Genomic DNA, 20,373 nt, shown 5'->3' on the forward strand with positions numbered 1-20,373 from the left:
GGTTATTTCAACAGGCCCAACCGGGGTATTTCGATTTTTGGACAACGGTCCATTACGACCTTGATGCCTGCGTCGATCGCCCGCCGTGCAGCAGGTTCATTGATAACGCCAAGCTGCATCCAGACTGATTTGGCGCCAGTTGCAATGGCTTGGTCGACGACCTCACCGGCATCAGCGGAATTGCGAAAAATATCGACCATGTCGATATCGTCTTCGATATCTCCAAGCGATTCAACCACCGGTACATCATGTAATATTTGTCCGGCAATAACGGGATTGACGGGCGTCACATCATAGCGCTGCTCAAGCAGAAACTTGAATATCCGGTTGCTGGCACGCTCGGTTCTGGCGGAGGCTCCAACGAGGGCGATGCGTCGTGTAGACGTCAGCAATGCGGCTATTTCCTGATCGCTTTCCAGCAGCATAATGCCCTTCCCTTCCGCTATTGGTTATCCAGCCATGTCGCGAGCTTTTTGGCAATATCACGAAATGCCTGGCCTTGCACATTGTCGGTGCTGGCCGGCGGTGTGCCGCCATCGCTGGACTTGCGGATATCGATATCGAGCGGGATTCTGCCAAGAAAGGGCATGCCCATTGTCTTCGCCGCCGCCTCTGCGCCGCCTGCACCAAAAGGATCGCTAACCTCTCCGCAATGTGGGCATTGATAGCCAGCCATATTCTCAACCATTCCGATAATCGGAATTTTGGCTTGGTTGAACAGATCAACCGCCCGGGTTGCATCCATCAGCGCCAGATCCTGCGGTGTCGAAACGATCACCGCACCCACCGGCTTGTGATTTTGCATCATTGACAGCTGCACATCGCCGGTTCCCGGCGGCATATCGACAATCAATTCCTCAACCTCACCCCAATGGGCGTCGATCAGCTGCTCAAGCGCCTTGCCTGCCATCGGCCCGCGCCAGGCGATTGCCTGCCCCGGCTTCGCGAGATGCCCCATCGACAGCACCGACACGTCATAATCGTTGGGCACCGGGATCAGCTGCTTGCCTTCGGCCTCGGGACGCTTTCCTTCGCACTGGAGCAAACGCGGCTGGGACGGACCATATATATCGGCGTCAACCATCCCGACCTTGCGGCCCAAACGCTGCATCGCAATCGCCAGATTGGTAGAAAGCGTCGACTTCCCGACGCCTCCTTTGCCGCTCGCAACGGCGATCAGGCGCCGTTCAACCTTCTCGGCCGTCATCGCAATGTCGACTTTCTCGACACCGTCCAGTTTCAGCAAACTGCCTTTGACGGCAATCTCGATCTGGCCGCGCTTCCGCACGTCGAGTCCGCCAACATTGAGCACCAGAGAAACCCGGCCTTGGGTAAATTTCACCGCACTGTAACGGCCCTTGGCGACATCATCCAGCGCCGTTTCAATCAGGGAAATATCAGTCATCGGATCGACATAGTTACACTTTTCTCGGATTGACACTGTTTTTCTGGCGGCGGCCTACCTATAAAGAAAATATGGATAAATATAATGACGGTGAAGCGCGCCGCAGATCGATTTTGGGCGCAATATTGAACATGGCCGGCCCTTGGGGCAATGATGGCGGCAATGGCAATGATGGTGGCAGTGGCAATGGCGGCGGTCCGCGCAACCCGTGGAGCAATCCGCCGGGCGGGCCATCCGGTCGCGGACGCAAAGGCGCCGGCTCTCTCGAAGAATTGTTTAAAAAAGGCACCGGTGGCGGGTTCCGGGGTGGCATGCCAAAGCGTCCAGGCGGACGATCCTGGTGGCCGCTTATGGCCATGGGCTTCGTCATATTGTGGGTCCTGCTGACCAGCATCCACCGGGTCAGCCCCCAGGAACGCGGCGTGGTCACCTTTTTGGGCTCCTATTCGCGAACCCTTCAACCCGGCCTGCATTTCTCACTTCCCACTCCGCTGGAACAGGTGATCAAGCTTGATGTCGAGGACATCCGGACGATCGACATTCCGGAAGGCGAATCGGAGAAACTGATCCTGACCGGCGATCAGAATATCGTCGATCTTGCTTATTCCGTGCGCTGGAACATCAAGGCACCCGAACTGTTCCTGTTCCAGATCGCCGAACCGGAAGAAACCATCAAGGAAGTTGCCGAAGCGGCGATGCGGGCGGCGGTTGCCAATTTCACGCTCGACGACACCATTGGTTCCGAGCGAACGGAAATCGAGCAGCAGGTGGAACGCAATATGCAGCAACTGCTCGATGGCTATGGCGCCGGTGTTGTTATACGCGGCATCGCCATCAAGAAAGCGGATCCCCCGGCCGCAGTGAATGACGCGTTTAAGGAAGTGTCGGCGGCGCAGCAAACCGCACAAACCTATCTCAACGAAGCACGCGCTTATGCGCAGCAGCTCACAGCCCAGGCACAGGGCGAATCCGCTGCCTTTGACAAGGTCTATGCAGAATATCGGCTGGCCCCGCGCGTCACTCGGCAACGCATGTATTATGAAACCATGGAGCGTGTATTGTCCAAGGTCGACAAGACGATTATCGAAGCGAGAGGCGTGACGCCTTATCTCGCCTTGCCGGAACTGAAGAAACGGTCTCAGCAACCCGCCATTTCAACCGCGGAGGGCAAATAATGGGACGGATCATGCAAAACCCGGTTGCGCTCGGCGCAGTTATCATCGCAGCATTGTTCATTCTGCTAAACACCATCGTCATCGTGCCGGAAACGCGGCAAGGTGTTGTCGTCCAGCTTGGCGAACCGAAAAGAATCGTCAATCGCTATCAGGCGGGCGAAGCTTTTGGTGAAACCGGCGCGGGCCTGATCGCAAAAATTCCGTTTTTCGAGCAGATAGTGTGGATCGATAAACGCATCCGCGACGTCGAAATGGAGCAACAGCAAGTGCTGTCGACCGACCAGCTTCGTCTGCAAGTTGATGCCTTTGCCCGGTTCCGGATCACCGATCCGCTGCGCATGTATATTGCGGCTGGCAGCGAAGAGCGGGTTTCAGAAGAATTGCGTCCTATTCTTGGCTCCGCCCTGAGAAACGAACTCGGCAAGCGCCCGTTCGCAGCGCTGCTGAGCCCGGAACGCGGCCAGGTGATGGATAATATCCAGGCCGGCCTCAACCGGGTTGCGCGTCAATATGGCGCAGAAATTGTCGACGTAAGGATCAAGCGCGCCGACCTGCCCGATGGCACACCACTCGATAGCGCTTATCAAAGAATGCGGACAGCGCGAGATCAGGAAGCCCGGACCATCCGCGCACAGGGCGCGAAACAGGCGCAGATCATTCGCGCAGAAGCCGATGCAAGCGCCGCGCGTACCTATGCAGAAAGCTTTGGCAAGGATCCGGAATTCTATGATTTCTACCGCGCGATGAAGAGCTATGAGACAACCTTCCAGCAGGGCAATCCGGGTGATCCGGAAAGCTCGTTCGTCCTCTCGCCGGACAATGAATATTTGCGCCAGTTCCGGGGCCGGTAAGAAGGATTCATCTCAAACCACAGAATTTTCATCAGCAAACAGGCTGCTTTGTCTTTGATGGTATCAAAACGGGCAGTCTGTTTGAATTTTTGACGGCGAGCAAAGACCCCGCTGCGCTTCTCGACTACATTTGTCGTCTTTTCTGCACAACGCCGGTTTTTTTCTGCGAAATGCGAATTCCCAGCTTGCGAAAGCGCCTTGGCGAACCCAAATAGATTGTCATAAGGAATGTCTCGCAGTTCCAAATTTAGGATCGACGAACAAATATGCTAATATTCAATTTCCGTTCATGAAAATTGCGCCAATATTTTGCGATTTTGAACGGATTTGGCGACAAACATCCCTTTGTTTCGTCAGAAATTTGAGAGGAAATTAATAGTGCGTTACGCTTACGGAGTTTCAGCAGCTTTGCTTTTGGCCGGCAGTGCAGCAACCCTGACCGGTGTCGTCCCGGCCGGAGCACAAACCGCCGCCAATGACAGTTCGGTGATGCGCAACGTCGTGCCGCGCGCAGGCGCGCCGATGAGTTTCGCTGATCTGACAGAGCAATTGCAACCGGCGGTGGTCAACATCTCTACAACCCAGCGCGTTCGGGTAACCAACAATAATCCTTTTGCCGGAACCCCGTTTAGCGGCCTGTTCGGCAACCCCCAGGGCGGCAATGGTGGAGCACAAACCCGAGAGGCCCAATCGCTGGGGTCCGGCTTTATCATTTCGGCTGATGGCTATGTCGTGACCAACAACCATGTTGTCGCACCGGGCAACCGCAATGCCACAATCGAATCGATCACCGTGATCATGCCGGACCGCACCGAATATGAAGCGGAACTGGTCGGGCGCGATGCGGCATCGGATATTGCGGTACTCAAGATCAAGGCAAACAAGCCCCTTCCCTTCGTCAAATTTGGCGACAGCAATGGCGCCCGCGTTGGTGATTGGGTAATTGCAATCGGCAATCCATTTGGCCTTGGCGGAACCGTTACTACCGGTATTGTGTCGGCAATTCACCGTCGAACCGGGCAAGGGGCATATGACAGTTTCTTGCAAACCGACGCATCGATCAACCGCGGCAATAGCGGCGGCCCCATGTTCGACCTCAATGGCAACGTCATCGGCATTAATAATGCGATCATCTCGCCCACTGGCGGCAATGTCGGCATCGGCTTTGCAATTCCCGCCGAAGTGGCCGCCCCCATCGTCGAAACGCTGAAAAAAGGTCGAACCATTGAGCGCGGCTATCTCGGCGTCCAGATCAGCGCGCTTTCGGAAGATCTGGCGGACTCGCTGGGTCTCGAGAAGAATCGAGGCGAATTTGTCCAGCGGGTTGAGCCAGGTGAAGCCGCCCAAAAAGCTGGCATCCAGGCGGGCGACGTCATTACCAAGGTCAACGGCAAGACCGTTACCCCGGATCAGACCTTGTCCTATCTGGTGGCCAATCTTCCCGTCGGCACGGAAGTTCCGATCGAACTGGTCCGCGGTGGCAAGACAGTGAAGGTCAGTGCCAAGCTTGGCAAACGGCCTTCCGAAGAAGAGCTGGCTGGCAATACATTTGATCCCGATGCGGAAGACAATGCCATGGGGCAGAATGACGATGGTGCCAGCGCCCAAGCAACCGCCGAAGCTCTGGGATTGTCCGTTGTCGATTTAACACCCGCCATCGCACGGCAAATTGGCGTCTCGTCGACACAAAAAGGCGTTGTTGTATCGACGGTCAATCCGAACAGCGATGCCGGTCAAAAGGGAATCCGACGCGGTTTTCTGATCACCAGCGTCAATCGCCAGCCGGTGAACAGCGCGGCCGATCTCGATAAGGCGATTAGCGACGCGAAGCGTTCGCAGCGCGAAGCGGTGCTGTTGCAAATCAAGCGCGGCGCGCGTGATCCACAATTTGTCGCGGTGCGACTGCAGGACAGCTAAACGCTGTTAAACACATGTAACAGAAAGAGGCCGGTGCTTGACGCTGGCCTTTTTTTTGCCTCATGATCGATAGCGGAAAGTAACATAATTTAAGGGATTCGCCGATGGCCGATGCAACAGAAATTTTTCTTGGGCTGGGCGGTGGCGAGCGGCAAAGCCTTAATCTCTCCCGCGCGAACCGTCATGGCCTGATCGCCGGAGCGACCGGTACCGGCAAAACGGTCACCCTCCAAGGACTGGCCGAGAGCTTTTCCGCTAACGGCGTCCCCGTATTCGTCGCAGACGTCAAAGGCGATCTTTCCGGCGTTTCCATGGCTGGCTCTCCGCAGTTCAAACATGCTGACAAGCTGGAAGGGCGAGCCAAGGAACTGGGCATGAACGACTATGCCTATTCGGATAACCCGGCCATATTCTGGGACCTTTACGGCAAGCAGGGTCACCCCATCCGCACCACTATTTCGGAAATGGGACCGTTATTGCTCGCGCGTTTGATGGATTTAAACGAGACGCAGGAAGGCGTGCTCAACATCGTTTTCCGCTTCGCCGATGAGCAGGGACTATTGCTGCTGAATTTGGAGGACCTGCAGTCGATGCTTTCCCATACGGCCGAGCATGCGAAGGAACTGTCGGCGAAATATGGCAATGTCAGCAAGGCCAGCGTCGGTGCGATCCAGCGCCAGTTGCTGCAGCTGGACAGCCAGGGAGCCGGCCAGTTTTTCGGCGAACCCGCACTGGAGATCGACGATTTTATCAGATGCGACGATCAGGGGCGCGGCTATATCAATATACTTGCCGCCGATCAGTTGATGCGCAGCCCCAAGCTCTATGCAACTTTCCTGCTCTGGCTGCTCGCCGAACTATTCGAGACCCTTCCGGAAGTCGGCGATCCGGAAAAACCCAAGCTGGTGTTCTTCTTCGATGAAGCCCATCTGCTATTCGACGACGCGCCCAAAGCACTCGAAGACAAGATCGAACAGGTGGTCCGTCTGATCCGTTCGAAAGGCGTCGGCGTCTATTTCGTCACCCAGAACCCGATCGACATACCCCAGGAAGTCGCGGGTCAGCTGGGCAACCGGGTACAGCATGCCCTGCGCGCTTTCACCCCGCGCGATAAAAAGGCGATCAAGGCAGCCGCCGATACGTTCCGAATCAACCCCGATCTCGATGTCGAGGAAGCAATCACCGAATTGCGAGTCGGCGAGGCGCTGGTTTCGACCTTGCTGGAAGATGGAGCTCCATCAATCGTCCAGCGCACCCTGATCAAGCCACCACGTTCACGCTTGGGCCCGGTCACGGCAAAGGAACGCGCAATCATCAACTCGATCTCGCCTTATGAAGATAAATATAAAGAAGAGGTCGACAGGCATAGTGCCGAGGAAATATTGGCGCAAAAGGTAATTGATGCCACGGAGACCGCGCAAGAGGTCGAGGAAAAAGGGGAAGAAGAAGTCCGTAAACAGCCTCGCAAAACCAAGAGCATTTGGGAAAAAGCCCTGAGCCGCGGCGCTAAGGTAGCGGTTGGTTCTGCTGCTGGAATGGCCGCCTCCACAATGCTGGGCAAAAAGTCGCGCGCAGACCCGATGCGCTCCGGCGTGACGTCAGCCGTCGGTTCTGTCGTCACCGACCTCGCTGGCCCGGTAGCCGGACGCTTTGTTCGAAATCTGATCGGCGGTTTGATGCGCTGACCGGTGTCACGTTCCGCTTCAAGCGCGGCGTGACAGGCAATCCATGCTAGCCAAAGAATCGCGCAACGATATCTTTCGCCAGCCGGGTCGGGCGCAATGTGTCGGCGTCGATGCAGCACCAGCTTGACTGGACTTCGGCCAGTACCTCTTCGCCACGTCGAATGACCGTGCTGTAAAAAGCCCGGGCACCATGGACTTTTTCCAGCAGCACCTCGGCAATCACGTCGTCTTCCAGAAAGGCGGGTTTGCGGTAGGTAATCTCGTGTTTGATCGCGACCCAGAGATGGGCTGCGACCGCTTCGGAGGGCGCAAATTTCTGCCAGTGGGCCACCACCGCATCCTGCACCCAAGTGAGATAATTGGCATTATTGACATGCCCCATGAAATCAATGTCCGATGCTGCTATCGCGATATTATGCTGATGTTGCTGAGCCATAAGCTTACACTAGTGTCAGTTTGTTACGATGCAAAGGCAAAAGCTGTGGTCGCTGAAACGACGCCATCAACCACGGCCGCGGTATGGTGCCACGCCCTGTTCCGGAACCCAGAGGCCGGCAGGAACCTCCCCCGATTGCCAAAATACATCAATCGGAATTCCACCCCGCGGATACCAATAGCCGCCGATCCGTAGCCATCGGGGTTGCATTTCGTCGAACAGGCGCTTGCCAATTCCCACCGTGCAATCTTCGTGAAAGGCTGCGTGATTGCGAAACGACCCGAGAAAGAGCTTCAGCGATTTCGATTCGACGATCGTCTGATCGGGCGCATAGTCGATCACCAAATGGGCAAAATCGGGCTGACCGGTCACTGGGCATAGCGAGGTGAATTCGGGTGCTGCGAAACGCGTGAGATATAACTCGCCTGCGCGGGGATTGGGCACATAATCGAGCAGCGCCTCTTCCGGAGAAGCGGGAAGCGGGCTCGTCTTGCCGAGAAATTTCGGGCCGGAGGCAGCGTTAGGATCATCGGTCATGCCGATTATCTAGTGCACGGAGCGCTTCATGTCATCACCCGTGCTGCATTGATTGCCAGATTGGCGCATGTGCAAATAGCCCCAGTGCCGCAGCATCCGGACTTGCCCGCTTTGCTCCGCATGGCCAAAGATCGCCAGAGGCATATGTAACTTGCCTTGGCAAGCGGTCGATTTCTCTGGTTCCCGTCGAGACAACGGGCATAAACTTGGCGACACGCAATGCACAAAAACAACATAAGCGGTGGATTCGTAAAACAATGCGTTATAGCCTCGACGGCTGGAAACCGAGTCGCTAGACGGCGGCAGGGAATGCGCAAATATTTGCGCCCAACATGGAGCTGAATATGGAATTGCTGGTAACCACCGACTGGCTGGCCAACGAACTTGGCGCGTCGGATTTGCGTATCGTTGACGCGACAAAATTCACGGCAGATGCCGGCCGCGATCCTGCAGCCGAATATGAAGCCGGCCATATTCCCGGCGCGGTTTTCATGGACCTCAGCGATTTGACCGATACCGGCAATCCAGTCGAAAACATGCTGCCGCCTGCCGAAAAATTTGCCAGCCGGATGCAGTCCTTGGGCCTGGGCGACGGTAGCCGCGTGGTTCTTTATGATGACAGTCCGCTCAAAAGCGCGGCGCGCGCGTGGTGGATGCTGACGATCTTTGGCGCCCATGAAGTTGCAATTCTTGATGGCGGCATTGCCAAGTGGAAGGCTGAAGGCCGACCGCTTGAAACCGGCAAGGAAGCCTTGCGCCATCGCCATTTCACCGTCTGGAAGGACGACAAGGATGTTCGGACCAAAGCCGACATGCTCGCCAATTTGCACAGCAAGAATGAGCAGGTTGTCGATGCACGGTCTGCCGACCGGTTTAGCGGTGAAACTCCAGATTCCCGTGGCGATGCGGCTTCCGGCCATATCCCGGGTTCAACCAATATTCCGCACGGCAGCTTTTTCAACGATGACGGAACATGGAAAAGCAGTGATGAGATCAAAGCGGTCTTTAGCGACGCTGGCATAGACCTTTCCAAACCGCTAATCACGACCTGCGGATCGGGAATGACCGCAGCGGTTGTATCCTTTGCCGCAGCAGTCGCGGGAGCAGAAAAAACCGCCCTTTATGATGGCAGCTGGGCCGAATGGGGCGCAGACGCAGATACACCGAAAGAATCCGTCTGAATATGCTGCCGCTGCTGGAACTATAGTTGGCCGATAGCGACTCCGGTTCAACAAAGCCCGCGACACAGGCTGTCATCGGTGGGCGACGGAAAATATGGACCGGTGCCGTGGTCAACCCGCCGGTATGGCGCGGCAGCACCCATCTCTACGACAATGTCGCGCATCTCAAAGAGAGTGTAAAATCCAATGAGGATGGGGATTTTTTCTATGGTCGCCGCGGTTCCCCGACGCAATGGTCGTTAGCCGAAGCGCTAACCGAAATGGAACCCGGTGCCGCCGGGACCATGCTGTATCCATCCGGTGTTGCTGCCATTTCCTGTGCCCTGCTCGCCGTTCTGCAACCGGGGGACGAAGTCTTGCTCACCGACAGCAGCTACGACCCCAGCCGCAGCTTTGCCGATGCATTTCTCAAGCGCATGGGTATCACCGCACGCTATTATGATCCGCTAATCGGCGATGATATTGCCGACCTTTTCGGTCCCAGTACGAAAGCCCTATTGATGGAAAGCCCCGGCAGTCTGACCTTCGAGGTTCAGGATGTACCAGCCATCTGCAAGGCGGCACGAGCTTCAGGCATAGTCACTCTGCTCGATAATACCTGGGCGACATCGCGTTTTTTCCCGGCGCTGCAACATGGCGTTGATATCGCCATAACCGCTGCCACCAAATATATTGTCGGTCACAGCGACGTGATGATGGGCGCGGTCACCACGCACAGCAAATATTGGCCACGACTCCGGCGCACCGCCCAGCAACTGGGTCAGGTGGTTTCTCCCGATGATGCCTATCTCGCTGCGCGCGGATTAAGGACGCTGGAAGTTCGGCTGCGACAGCATGAGGCCAGCGCGTTGAAAATTGCATATTGGCTGAAAGAGCGCCCTGAAGTGGGTCGTGTCCTCTATCCCGCTCTGCCCGATTGTCCGGGTCATGAGATATGGAGGCGCGATTACAGGGGATCGTCCGGCCTGTTCTCTTTCGAGCTATCGAATGGTGACAATACGTCCCGTGCCGCGTTCATTGATGCGCTAACTTTATTCGGAATCGGTTATAGTTGGGGCGGCTTTGAAAGCCTTGCGCTCCCCGTCGATCCGGGAAAATATCGCACAGCAACCAAATGGACCGCAAAGGGCCCGCTCGTGCGACTGAATATCGGATTGGAAGACCCCGAGGATTTGATTGCAGACCTTGCCAAAGCTTTTGAACATTATCACAGTGCAAAGCCATGATCGACAGTGCGTTTAAATATCTGGAATCTCTGACTCCCGACACCCCTCGCAACGTCCAATATATCGAAGGTGCGATTGCAGCCGGTCTCGTCATATTGGCTCTGACCGCCGGCTGGTATCTGAGCAAATATATCGGTCCCAAGCTGCGCCACCTCTGGGAAGCCCGCGCAGGCTATGAAAGCGAACTGGCCGGTCGCCGCATCCGCGACATGACCCGCCGCGCAACCACATTCATTTTATGCGGGATTTTCCTGGCTTTCTATCCTTGGCACCTGATCGCACAGGTCGTCTTTTCACTTACCATAGCGATAACGGTGGGCCTGTTTGCCAATGACCTGATCCGAGGCGTGCGGATGCCGGACTGGCTGGGGACCATCATTGGGCTCGCCCTGTTCGTGAGCATCGGATCCGGCCTGGTCGGCGGGATCGAACCGATCACGCAAGCCATGGACAAGGTCGGCTTCGACATTGGCACGAGAAGGATTTCCCTTCTCTGGATCGTGACTGTCGCGATGACCGCGGTCATCCTGCTCGCGGTCGCCCGCGTACTGATGAAGCTGGTTGCCTATATTATCGGAAACAGCGAGCTCGACGGCGCACAAAAGGTGCTGGGTCAGAAGCTGGCAACAGTCGCGATTTTGGCCGGTGCCTTTGTTCTCGGCCTCGACGTCGTCGGGATTGATCTCACCGCTCTGGCAGTGTTCTCCGGTGCCTTTGGCCTTGCCATCGGCTTCGGCATGCAGAAGACGATCGGCAACCTGATCGCCGGCATCATCTTGCTGATGGACCGTTCAATCAAGCCCGGCGACGTGATCGCAGTCGGCGACAGTTTCGGCTGGGTCAACAAGATTGGCGTCCGCGCGGTCTCTGTCCTCACCCGCGAAGGCAAGGAGCATTTGATCCCGAATGAGGATCTGATGACGCGTGAGGTTGAGAACTGGTCCTATTCCAACCCCAATGTAAGAATAAGCATCCCGGTGGGCGTGTCGTATAATACCGACATGGATCAGGCGATTGAACTGATGAAACAGGCTTGCGTCGACGTACCGCGCGTACTCAGCCATCCCAAGCCGGTTGTCTGGATGCTCGAATTTGGAGACAATAGCGTCAATTTTGAAATTCGCTGCTGGATCAAGGATCCGCAATCAGGGGTCGGCAATTTCAAGGCAGCCATATTGAAACGGGTCTGGGACTTGTTCAAGGAACATGGTGTCGAAATTCCGTTTCCTCAGCGTGACCTTCATATCAAATCCTTGCCAGAAGGCGGAACCATTAAATTCGAAACCCGTTCCCAAAAGCCTTTGGATGGAACAAAATCGACCGCGGCGGAGTAGAGCTCAATCACCGTGGCAAAGGCCCGCACCAACGACCTGGAACGCGGAATGATGCTTTATTAGTCAACCCGGAGCCCATTCGCCTAAATTTTAAGCGATCATAAACGGGAATGTTGCGCAAGTGCAACATTCCAGAATTATGTCACCTTTCCTGTCGTTTTCTTTCTTGTGCGGCGCAATAATATAGAGCAGCTTTCTTGTGCATGTTTAGAGACTGTTCGCGTTCGGGGCATCTGACGCAATAAAATGACAGCCAAAACAATATCGGGAGGGGCGCTACGCATTAACGAGAAAGGGATTTCCATGCGCACGTCTAGTAAAACCACCTTAGGTAAAAAAGCCAAATCAACCGTTGTCGGCCTGTCGGCCATCTTGCTCGCCACCACGGCTGCACCAGCATTTGCTGAAGAAGGTGAATCTTCGATCACAATTTCAGGCAATGCTGCGGTAACTACGGATTACCGTTTCCGCGGCCTGTCCTTCTCAGATGGCGATCCTGCCATTCAGGGCGGTATTGATATCGCACATGACAGCGGCTTCTATATCGGCACCTGGGGTTCTTCGATCGAAGATAGCGCCACTTTTGGTCACACAGAGCTTGATCTCTATGGCGGCTGGTCCGGCGAAGTAACATCCGGTCTGACTCTGGATGTCGGACTGCTATATTATTATTATCCCAATGGTGACGGCGGGGCCGCAGGACCCAGCGACTATTTTGAGCCTTATGCTTCGTTGTCCGGTTCGGTCGGACCAGTCGAGCTCACAAGCGGCATCGCCTATGCATGGAGTCAGGACAGCCTCGGCAATTCCGACAATGTTTACATCTACACCGGTGCATCGGCGGGAATTCCGAACACGCCAATCACTTTGAATGCCAATATCGGAATCAATGAGGGATCCCTAGGCAATCCGGCTGGTATCTTCGGTGTCAACGACTATATTGACTGGATGCTTGGTGCGGATTGGGCAATCACCGAAAATCTGACCGCTACACTCGCCTATACCGACACCGATGCGCCATCAATTAACAAATTCACCGATAGCGCCATTGTCTTCACTCTCGGCGTATCGTTCTAAATTCACATAAGTCGCGCTGAAAAAGGGGGCCGCTCGACCAGTCGAGTGGCCCTTTTTTCTAACTGGCCTGAATCAGTTTTTGGGTTGCGGAATGCCGGGGATCATCAATCACTGCCTGGATCAGGCCGGTTTCGACGATCCGGCCATCTTCCAGCACCACTATCCTGTGACATAGTCGGCGAGCCGCAGCAATATCATGGGTTATGAACAGCAAGCTCAATGCGTTATCACGCTGCAGCCGCGCCAACAGCGCGAGAATTTCCGAACCCACCAAAGGGTCCAGCGCCGACGTCGCTTCATCCAGCACCAATAATTTTGGAGCTGCAACAATCGCCCGGGCAATAGCAACACGCTGCGCCTGACCGCCCGACAGGCTCACCGGTAATCGTTGCAAGAAATCCTCTGGCAAATCGACGGCCAATAAAGCCCGCAACGCCATCTCATTCCGTTCGGCTTTCATCACGTCCGGACGGAGATTGCGCAACGGTTCGGAGATAATGTCACTGACTCGCCATTGTGGATCGAGACTGGCAACCGGATCCTGGAACACTGGCTGGATCAGCCCACGCATGGCAAGACTGCGATTGCGCCCTTCAGGAAGCGCCCGCCCCTGCCACAGGATCTGACCTCTTGTTACCGGTCCAATACCGGCAATCGCACGCCCGAACGTTGATTTACCCGAACCAGAGCCCCCGACCAGTGCCAGAGATTCGCTTTGCCGGACAGTGATGCTCGCATCCGCCAGCGCTTTGATCTTTCCCCGACGCCAGCCGGGGCGGGGGAAATCTACGCCGAGATTTCTGGTCTCGAGCAATCTCTCGCCAGGTGCAGCAAGCTGTGGTGCAGGCTCATCAAGGCGAGGCGTGGCGGCAATCAGGCGCTTCGTATAATCTTGTACGGGATTGGCTATCACCGCCTCGACGGCGCCGCTTTCTACGACCCGGCCATCAGCCATCACCACCAGTTGATCGGCATGACCCTCTACTGACGCGAGGTCATGACTGACCAGTAGCATGCCCAGCCCCTGCTCGGCGCGTAATTCGTCGAGCAGATTCATGATCTCGGCGCGCAAAGAAGCATCAAGCGCACTGGTTGGTTCGTCGGCGATCAGCAATTTGGGGTTATGGGCGATAGCGGCGGCAATCATCACCCGCTGGCGTTCGCCACCGGACAGCCGGTGCGGGAATTGGTCGAGCCGCTCGTCCGGTCGGGACAGACCCACACGCTCCAGCTTTTGCGCCAGCTCCCGGCGCGTTGGTCTCTCCGCTCCGGCCTGCATCGTCGCTTCCTGCAATTGCGCTCCTACGGTCAGGTGGGGCGTCAGTGCCGTCAGGGGCTGCTGGAACACAAATCCCGTGATTCTGCGGCGTGCATCGCGTAGCTGTTGGATGCCGCTATTGCCAAGATCAATAGCATCCAGAAGGATGGATCCGGATACCACACCGGGTGTGATCCCGAACGGCGTCAGGCAGGTCAGGCTCTTGCCGGAACCGGACGCCCCGATGATAGCGGTGCACTGCCCCGCCTCGACGGTAAGGCTGACGTCGTCGACCAGCCGATGGCCAGCGATATCCACCGCCAGATTCCGGATTTCATACAGGCTCATGAAAAACGGTCTCTCAGTTGCTCGCCTTCCATCGTCAGGCAGACCAATATCATTACTAGCAGGCCGCCCGGTAGTAACAGGCCGAGCGGCGCCATATCCATGTCGTCGGCCCCCTCTTTCACCAGTATACCCAGCGAGGTCAGCGGCTCCTGCACGCCGAGACCGAGAAAGGAGAGAAAGCTTTCGACCATTACCACCTGCGGCACGGTGAGCATAAGATAGGCAAGCGCGATACCTGCGACATTGGGCAATATGTGGCGCAGGATAATCGCAATTGACGGCGTCCCGGCAGCTTCGGCGGCGAGAATGAACGGTCGCTGTTTCAGCGCCATCACCTGTCCCCGTACCACCCGCGCCATGGTCAGCCATTCGACCAGCCCGATACCGACGAAAACCAACAGAATCGACCGGCCAAAGACCACCATCAGCAGGATTACGATGAACATGAAGGGTAGCGCGTATAACCCGTCGACGATGCGCATCATCGCTTCGTCCACGCGGCCACCGATCCATCCGGCGGTCGCACCCCATGCGATGCCGACGATCAGCGATACCAGAGCAGCAGCAATCGCGACCATTAGCGTGATCCGGGTACCCGCAGCCAATCGGGCAAGGCGGTCCCGGCCAATTTCGTCGGTACCGAATAAATGCGAGCCGCTAAATGCCGGTGCGCGGACCGCATCCCAGTCGATCTGGTCATAGCTCCAAGGCAAAAGAAACGGCAGCAACAGAGCCAGCGCGACGATCACCAGAACCAAAAAAAGCGGGAGATGGCGTTTCAGCACTGCCTCACCCTTCCCGCATTCTGGGGTCGAGCCAGCCATAGATCAGGTCGGCGAACAGGTTGAACAATATGATCAGTGCGGCATAAAGCGTGACCACACCGAGGACGAGCGGATAGTCGCGATTGAGCGCGCCCTGGACAAAATAGCGACCCAGTCCCGGGAGTCCGAAGACGGTCTCGACCACCACCGCTCCAGTCAACAGCCCTGCCGCTGCCGGCCCCAGATAGCTGGCCACCGGCACCAGCGCCGGTCGCAGACCGTGCTTGAAGAGAATTTTGGTTTCGGACAGCCCCCGTGCCCGCGCGGTGCGGATATGATCCTGCTTGAGCACGCTGGCAAGTCCGGCGCGGGTGAGTTTGGCGATAGCCCCGGACACCGGCAACGCCAGAGCCACAACCGGCATGACCAGCCATGCGACGCCCTCGCCGGTACCTGATACCGGCAGCAACCCAAGCCATAGTCCCAAAAATAGCGCCAGCGCGGGTCCGGTGACAAAAGTCGGCAGCGCGGTCGCGACCGTCGCCAGCATCATGAGCGTCTTGTCTGCCGCCTTGCCCGCCCGAACAGCGGAAAAAAGACCTGCTGTCACCCCGATGACCAGGGCAAGCCATATTGCCAGCCCACCAAGAGTCAGGGAAATCGGCAGCCCCTGCGCGATCAGCTCCGATACGGTAAAATCGCGGTAGACCAGCGATGGTCCGAAATCCCCCTGCACCAGCCGCGAAATATAGAGCCAGGCCTGCTCCCATAGCGGTCGATCCAGGCCGTAAGCCTGTTGCAACGCCGCCTGCGTTGCCGGATCCAGAGGGCGTTCACCGTCAAACGGTCCGCCGGGTGCCAGCCGCATCAGAAAGAAAGACGCCAATATGATCACCAGCAGGGTCGGTATGGCCGTCATCAGCCGCCGGGTGATCAGGGCAAGCACGTGCCGCTACAGCTCCATCTGGGCGAAACAGCTCCGCACTTCGGCGATGAACAGCTCGGGCACTTCCATCGCGGCGAAATGACCGCCGCGATCGGTTTCGTTCCAATATTGCAAATTCTTGAACCGCTGCTCTGCCCAGCGGCGCGAGGGGGTGATGATCTCGTTGGGAAAAATGCTGCAGCCGGAGGGTATGCTGACCGGATCAATATTGGGCGCGCCAAAACTTTCCCGATACAGCCGCGCCGAGGAAGCACCGGCATTGTTGAGCCAGTAGATCATCACATTGTCGAGCAACCGGTCACAGTCGAAATTGTCATCCGGCGCCTTGGCATCATCGGCCCAGCCCTGGAATTTCTCCATGATCCAGGCCATCTGACCGACCGGAGAATCGGCGAGACCATAGCCCAGTGTCTGGGGCCGGGTCCGCTGGATTTCGGCATAGCCCGAACCCTGTTCCTGATACGTGGCAAAATGCACTAGCGATGCCTGCTCTTCCGGCGTCGGGTTGGCCATGATCTCTTCCGCAGGGGGACCAACAATGACCAGATTGACATGGATGCCTGCGCAATGTCCGAGATCTTGCGCGCCGATGACGGATGTTACCATCCCGCCCCAGTCGCCGCCCTGGGCAAAATAGCGGTCATAGCCGAGCCGCGTCATCAGACTATCCCACGCGGTTGCGATTTTTTCTATGCCCCAGCCGGTGGCGGCCGGCTTGCCGGAAAATCCGTATCCGGGCAGCGACGGCACCACCAGATGATAGGCATCCTTCGCCTCGCCGCCATGAGCAACCGGATCGGTCAGCGGGCCGATCACATCCATGAACTCGACGATCGAACCCGGCCAGCCGTGCGTCATCAGCAACGGCCGTGCATCAGGCTCGGGCGAGCGGATATGCATGAAATGGATATCGACGCCGTCAATCTTGGTCAGATGATGCTTATATTGATTGAGCGCCTCCTGGCAGCGCCGCCAGTCATAGCTGGTCCGCCAATGGTCTACGACCGTCTTGACATAGTCGAACGGGATGCCCTGCGACCAGTCATCAACCGGCTCCGGATCGGGCCAGCGGACATGACGGAGTCTTATGTCGAGATCGTCCAATGCAGTCTTCGGAATTTCGACTCTAAAGTCCCTGATTTCATCGCTCACAACATATCATCCTCTATCCGTCCGTCCTGAGCCTGTCGAAGGACGATATTCTGCTCCAGTCTTCGTCCTCCGCTTTGCACTCACATCGTCGGGACCGGCGTTTCACCGGAATAGTCGTAAAAGCCCTTGCCCGTCTTGCGGCCCAGCCAGCCAGCCTCGACATATTTCATCAGGATCGGGGCGGGGCGATATTTGGGGTCGCCAAAGTCATTTTGCAGCACGCGCAGGATTTCCAGCAACGTATCGAGCCCGATCAGATCCGCCAATGTAATCGGCCCCATCGGATGGCCCAAACCCAGTTGAATTCCCCGGTCAATATCCTCCATCGATGCGGTGCCTTCGCCAAGCGCGAAAAAGGCCTCGTTGAGCATCGGCAGCAGGATGCGGTTGACGACGAAACAGGGTGAATCCTTGGCCATGACCGGGGTCTTGCCAACGGCCTTGGCAAAATCACTCGCCATGGCTGCAGTCTGGTCGCTGGTCGCCAGCCCGCGGATGACTTCAACCAGCCCCATGAGCGGCACCGGATTGAAAAAATGCACACCGACAAAGCGCGACGGGTCTTTTACCGACTGCGCCAGCCGGGTGATCGAAATCGATGAAGTATTGCTCGCCAATATCGCCTGATGACCGAGAACTTCCGAGGCCGCGGCGAAAATCTGGCGCTTGATTTCTTCGCGCTCCGTCGCCGCTTCGATGATGATATCGGCATTGGCCATCGGGTCGAGTTGAACAAGCGGCTGGATACGACTCAGCGCCGTTTCAGCGGCCTGCTGATCGATCTTTTCCTTTTCCACCAGCCGCGCCAGCTGCTTGGCGATTCCGGCCCTGCTGCGCTCGGCAATCTCCATACTGACGTCCGAAAGATAGACATGATAGCCCGCCTGCGCCGAAACCTGTGCGATACCGGCACCCATTTGTCCCGATCCAATAATGCCGATTGCTTTCATTCCCTGCCTTTCGCGCTGTAAATCCAGTTTGAACAAGCCACTAGCGATTGTCAGGCAAACTGGCTAGATTGCAATTATGTCCCCTGTCAGTTTCATTGCCGGAATAATTGCCGCAATCGCCGCTACCGCCACGCTGCCAGTTCCGCAGCCGGGCGAACTGCACACCTTCAAGGACTGGACGGTAGGCTGCGACAATGGCAGCAATTGCGAAGCTGTGTCGCTCGTGCCAGACGAAGGCGGCGCGGGCTATGATGATTGGGACGGCCCCATTTCCGTCGTCCGTACTGCTGGCAGCGATGATATTTTCAAAATCCGGCTTCTTTTCGGGACCAAGGAAATCGACCGCTATAAAATGTTTATCGATGGTCAGCTGGTCGACACCGGTCCGATCGTCCAGGGCGACTATCCAATCGAAATTGTCGGCGAGGATGCCAAGAAAGTGGCGCAGGCAATTAGCCGCGGCAGCCGCCTGATCTTGCAGGGGCCGGCCGGTGAAAATCTCACCCAAATTTCGCTGGCGGGCTCGTCTGCCGCATTCCGGTACATTGATCAGAAGCAGAACCGCGCTGGCACCGAAACCGCACTGGTCGCGAAGGGTTCGCGGGACTTTCATCCCCCCTCCATCGAAGTACCGATGATCATTGTCGACCAGTGGAAGACAGCAACTTTGGTGCCTGATGCCAGCACCCTGGTCGCCTTGGCCGAAGGTTCAAAATGCAAGGACGATCGCTATGGGCTGGTCGAGGATCAAGCCTATCCGCTCGGTCAGCGCGGCGACCGCTTTCGGGCACTGGTGCTAATCTCCTGTGGCTCGGGTGCCTATAATTTTTCCAGCGCGCCCTATATCGCTGAATATCGCAAGGATAGTCCCGACGGCTGGACCTTCACCCCCGCCAAATTTGATCGCCAACCCAGATGGGGCGGCGAAGGCACCGAGCCCTTGCTGGTCAATGCTGGCTGGGACGATCATGATCAGACACTCAGCAGCTTCGGCAAGGGACGCGGCCTGGGCGATTGCGGCAGCGCCGAAAATTATGTCTGGGATGGCGAGATGTTCCGCATGATTGATGCCAGCGCGATGGATGAATGCCGAGGTGCCTATCAATGGATCACCATCTGGCGAGCACAATATCGCAAGCGGGAACCGACAGAAGCGAAGGCTGAATAAGCTTTAAGGCGCGTGCTTATAGGGGTGTGCCTCCACCAGCATGAGCGTGAAATAGTCCCGCTCGTCGCTCCATTCGTGCAGCGGCGTCCAGCCACCGGCCCGCAGCATCAAACGTGCGTCGCGCAAGCCATATTTATGGCTGTTTTCGATATGCAGTTTCTGGCCCTTGCCGAGTTCGTAACCCTGTCCATCGATGGAAAACCGCAAATCTTGCTGCGCTTCCAAAAATATCTCGATGCGCGCATATAGATCGTTCCACTCAGCTCTGTGGCGAAACAGTTCAACAGGGATATCGCCGTCCAGTTCGCGATTGATCCGGTGCAGAAGATTTAATGAAAATTGCGCGGTCACACCGGCGCTGTCATCATAGGCATCAACCAGTATCTGCGGGTCCTTGATCCGGTCAATCCCGATCAGCAGCTGCGCGCCTTCGCCCAATGTTTCGCGCATGAAGCGGAGCAGATCGACCGAAGTGCGGGCGATCATATTGCCGATCGTGGAACCCGGGAAAAAGCCCAGTTTCGGCATATCAGCGACAGCATCAGGCAAGGCCACGCGTTTCATGAAATCAGCTTCGACGGGATATATCGGCAGTTTAGGAAATTCGTCCTGAAGCAGCGATGCGCTATGTTCCAGAAACGCGCCTGAAATGTCAATTGGCACATAGGCTGCCGGATCGATGGCCTTCAGTAAATGGGGGGTTTTGGCCGAACTGCCCGAACCAAATTCAATGACTGCCCGCCCCGACCCGGTCGAGGCTGCAAAGGCGGCTCCGTTTGCCTTCAATAGCGCAGTCTCTGTCCGCGTTGGATAATATTCGGGAAGCTCGGTAATTTCCTCGAACAGTTCGGAACCGCGCCGATCATAAAGCCAGCGCGCCGGAATGGCATAAGTCTGCATTTCAAAACAGCGCCTGACGTCCTTGCGGAACGTATGATCGACGAGCGTGGTGGTCATATCCAT

The 20,373-nt window shown here is 56.6% G+C and carries 19 protein-coding genes; 9 read left to right on the top strand and 10 right to left on the bottom strand.

Annotated features, from left to right (window positions below):
* Nucleotides 1–2 precede the first annotated feature (2 nt).
* The gene (locus tag ACN0WX_RS00805) at nucleotides 3–425 is read right to left on the bottom strand and encodes a CoA-binding protein (protein WP_417620375.1); all 423 of its coding nucleotides are present in this window, start codon (nucleotides 423–425) and stop codon (nucleotides 3–5) included.
* A 17-nt stretch (nucleotides 426–442) separates the two neighbouring features.
* A complete protein-coding gene (locus ACN0WX_RS00810; protein WP_417620376.1) occupies nucleotides 443–1,405 on the bottom strand; it encodes an Mrp/NBP35 family ATP-binding protein in 963 nt (320 codons plus the stop codon).
* Nucleotides 1,406–1,536: 131 nt separating this feature from the next.
* Here ACN0WX_RS00810 and hflK point away from each other — a divergent pair, with 131 nt between their 5' ends.
* From hflK to ACN0WX_RS00830, 4 genes are all read left to right on the top strand, one after another.
* Nucleotides 1,537–2,580 (top strand): FtsH protease activity modulator HflK, encoded by a 1,044-nt coding sequence (gene hflK, locus ACN0WX_RS00815; RefSeq protein ID WP_417621179.1) that lies wholly within the window; start codon nucleotides 1,537–1,539, stop codon nucleotides 2,578–2,580.
* A gap of 11 nt (nucleotides 2,581–2,591) precedes the next feature.
* Entirely contained in the window at nucleotides 2,592–3,431 is an 840-nt protein-coding gene (hflC, locus tag ACN0WX_RS00820; protein WP_417620377.1) for a protease modulator HflC, read from the top strand.
* 378 nt (nucleotides 3,432–3,809) lie between these two features.
* On the top strand, nucleotides 3,810–5,348 hold the full coding sequence (locus tag ACN0WX_RS00825) for a Do family serine endopeptidase (protein WP_417620378.1): 1,539 nt from the start codon (nucleotides 3,810–3,812) through the stop codon (nucleotides 5,346–5,348).
* Between the two features lie 104 nt (nucleotides 5,349–5,452).
* Entirely contained in the window at nucleotides 5,453–7,033 is a 1,581-nt protein-coding gene (locus ACN0WX_RS00830) for a helicase HerA-like domain-containing protein (protein ID WP_417620379.1), read from the top strand.
* 46 nt (nucleotides 7,034–7,079) lie between these two features.
* Here ACN0WX_RS00830 and ACN0WX_RS00835 read toward each other — a convergent pair whose 3' ends face one another.
* Complete coding sequence (locus ACN0WX_RS00835; protein WP_417620380.1) at nucleotides 7,080–7,469, bottom strand: acyl-CoA thioesterase; 390 nt, start codon at nucleotides 7,467–7,469, stop codon at nucleotides 7,080–7,082.
* A gap of 66 nt (nucleotides 7,470–7,535) precedes the next feature.
* Entirely contained in the window at nucleotides 7,536–8,006 is a 471-nt protein-coding gene (gene queF, locus ACN0WX_RS00840) for a preQ(1) synthase (protein WP_417620381.1), read from the bottom strand.
* 344 nt (nucleotides 8,007–8,350) lie between these two features.
* Between queF and sseA the strand changes: the two genes are divergently transcribed.
* The 4 genes from sseA (at nucleotide 8,351) to ACN0WX_RS00860 (ending at nucleotide 12,824) form a co-directional block, all read left to right on the top strand.
* On the top strand, nucleotides 8,351–9,187 hold the full coding sequence (gene sseA, locus ACN0WX_RS00845) for a 3-mercaptopyruvate sulfurtransferase (RefSeq protein ID WP_417620382.1): 837 nt from the start codon (nucleotides 8,351–8,353) through the stop codon (nucleotides 9,185–9,187).
* 26 nt (nucleotides 9,188–9,213) lie between these two features.
* Complete coding sequence (metC, locus tag ACN0WX_RS00850) at nucleotides 9,214–10,413, top strand: cystathionine beta-lyase (protein ID WP_417620383.1); 1,200 nt, start codon at nucleotides 9,214–9,216, stop codon at nucleotides 10,411–10,413.
* Nucleotides 10,410–11,747, top strand: a complete 1,338-nt coding sequence (locus ACN0WX_RS00855; protein WP_417620384.1) for a mechanosensitive ion channel family protein — start codon at nucleotides 10,410–10,412, stop codon at nucleotides 11,745–11,747. The genes metC and ACN0WX_RS00855 overlap by 4 nt, the downstream gene beginning before the upstream one ends.
* A gap of 303 nt (nucleotides 11,748–12,050) precedes the next feature.
* Nucleotides 12,051–12,824, top strand: a complete 774-nt coding sequence (locus ACN0WX_RS00860) for a TorF family putative porin (RefSeq protein WP_417620385.1) — start codon at nucleotides 12,051–12,053, stop codon at nucleotides 12,822–12,824.
* A 58-nt stretch (nucleotides 12,825–12,882) separates the two neighbouring features.
* Here ACN0WX_RS00860 and ACN0WX_RS00865 read toward each other — a convergent pair whose 3' ends face one another.
* The 5 genes from ACN0WX_RS00865 to ACN0WX_RS00885 form a co-directional block, all read right to left on the bottom strand.
* Nucleotides 12,883–14,430 carry an ATP-binding cassette domain-containing protein gene (locus ACN0WX_RS00865; protein WP_417620386.1) on the bottom strand — a complete coding sequence of 516 codons (1,548 nt, stop codon included), beginning with the start codon at nucleotides 14,428–14,430 and terminating at the stop codon, nucleotides 12,883–12,885.
* Complete coding sequence (locus tag ACN0WX_RS00870) at nucleotides 14,427–15,215, bottom strand: ABC transporter permease (protein ID WP_417620387.1); 789 nt, start codon at nucleotides 15,213–15,215, stop codon at nucleotides 14,427–14,429. Before ACN0WX_RS00870 ends, ACN0WX_RS00865 begins: the two co-directional genes overlap by 4 nt.
* 4 nt (nucleotides 15,216–15,219) lie before the next feature.
* Nucleotides 15,220–16,140: an ABC transporter permease gene (locus tag ACN0WX_RS00875; protein WP_417620388.1), complete on the bottom strand. Its 921-nt coding sequence runs from the start codon at nucleotides 16,138–16,140 to the stop codon at nucleotides 15,220–15,222.
* Nucleotides 16,141–16,146: 6 nt separating this feature from the next.
* Complete coding sequence (locus ACN0WX_RS00880; protein WP_417620389.1) at nucleotides 16,147–17,292, bottom strand: epoxide hydrolase family protein; 1,146 nt, start codon at nucleotides 17,290–17,292, stop codon at nucleotides 16,147–16,149.
* Between the two features lie 80 nt (nucleotides 17,293–17,372).
* A complete protein-coding gene (locus ACN0WX_RS00885) occupies nucleotides 17,373–18,242 on the bottom strand; it encodes a 3-hydroxyacyl-CoA dehydrogenase family protein (protein WP_417620390.1) in 870 nt (289 codons plus the stop codon).
* Nucleotides 18,243–18,318: 76 nt separating this feature from the next.
* On the opposite strand from ACN0WX_RS00885, the gene ACN0WX_RS00890 reads away from it, so the two are divergent.
* Nucleotides 18,319–19,410: a DUF1176 domain-containing protein gene (locus tag ACN0WX_RS00890; RefSeq protein WP_417620391.1), complete on the top strand. Its 1,092-nt coding sequence runs from the start codon at nucleotides 18,319–18,321 to the stop codon at nucleotides 19,408–19,410.
* Nucleotides 19,411–19,413: 3 nt separating this feature from the next.
* Here the strand turns inward: ACN0WX_RS00890 and egtD are convergent, their stop codons facing one another.
* On the bottom strand, nucleotides 19,414–20,373 hold the full coding sequence (egtD, locus tag ACN0WX_RS00895) for an L-histidine N(alpha)-methyltransferase (protein ID WP_417620392.1): 960 nt from the start codon (nucleotides 20,371–20,373) through the stop codon (nucleotides 19,414–19,416).

The sequence above is a fragment of the Parasphingorhabdus sp. genome (assembly GCF_048269915.1).
Classification (GTDB): domain Bacteria; phylum Pseudomonadota; class Alphaproteobacteria; order Sphingomonadales; family Sphingomonadaceae; genus Parasphingorhabdus.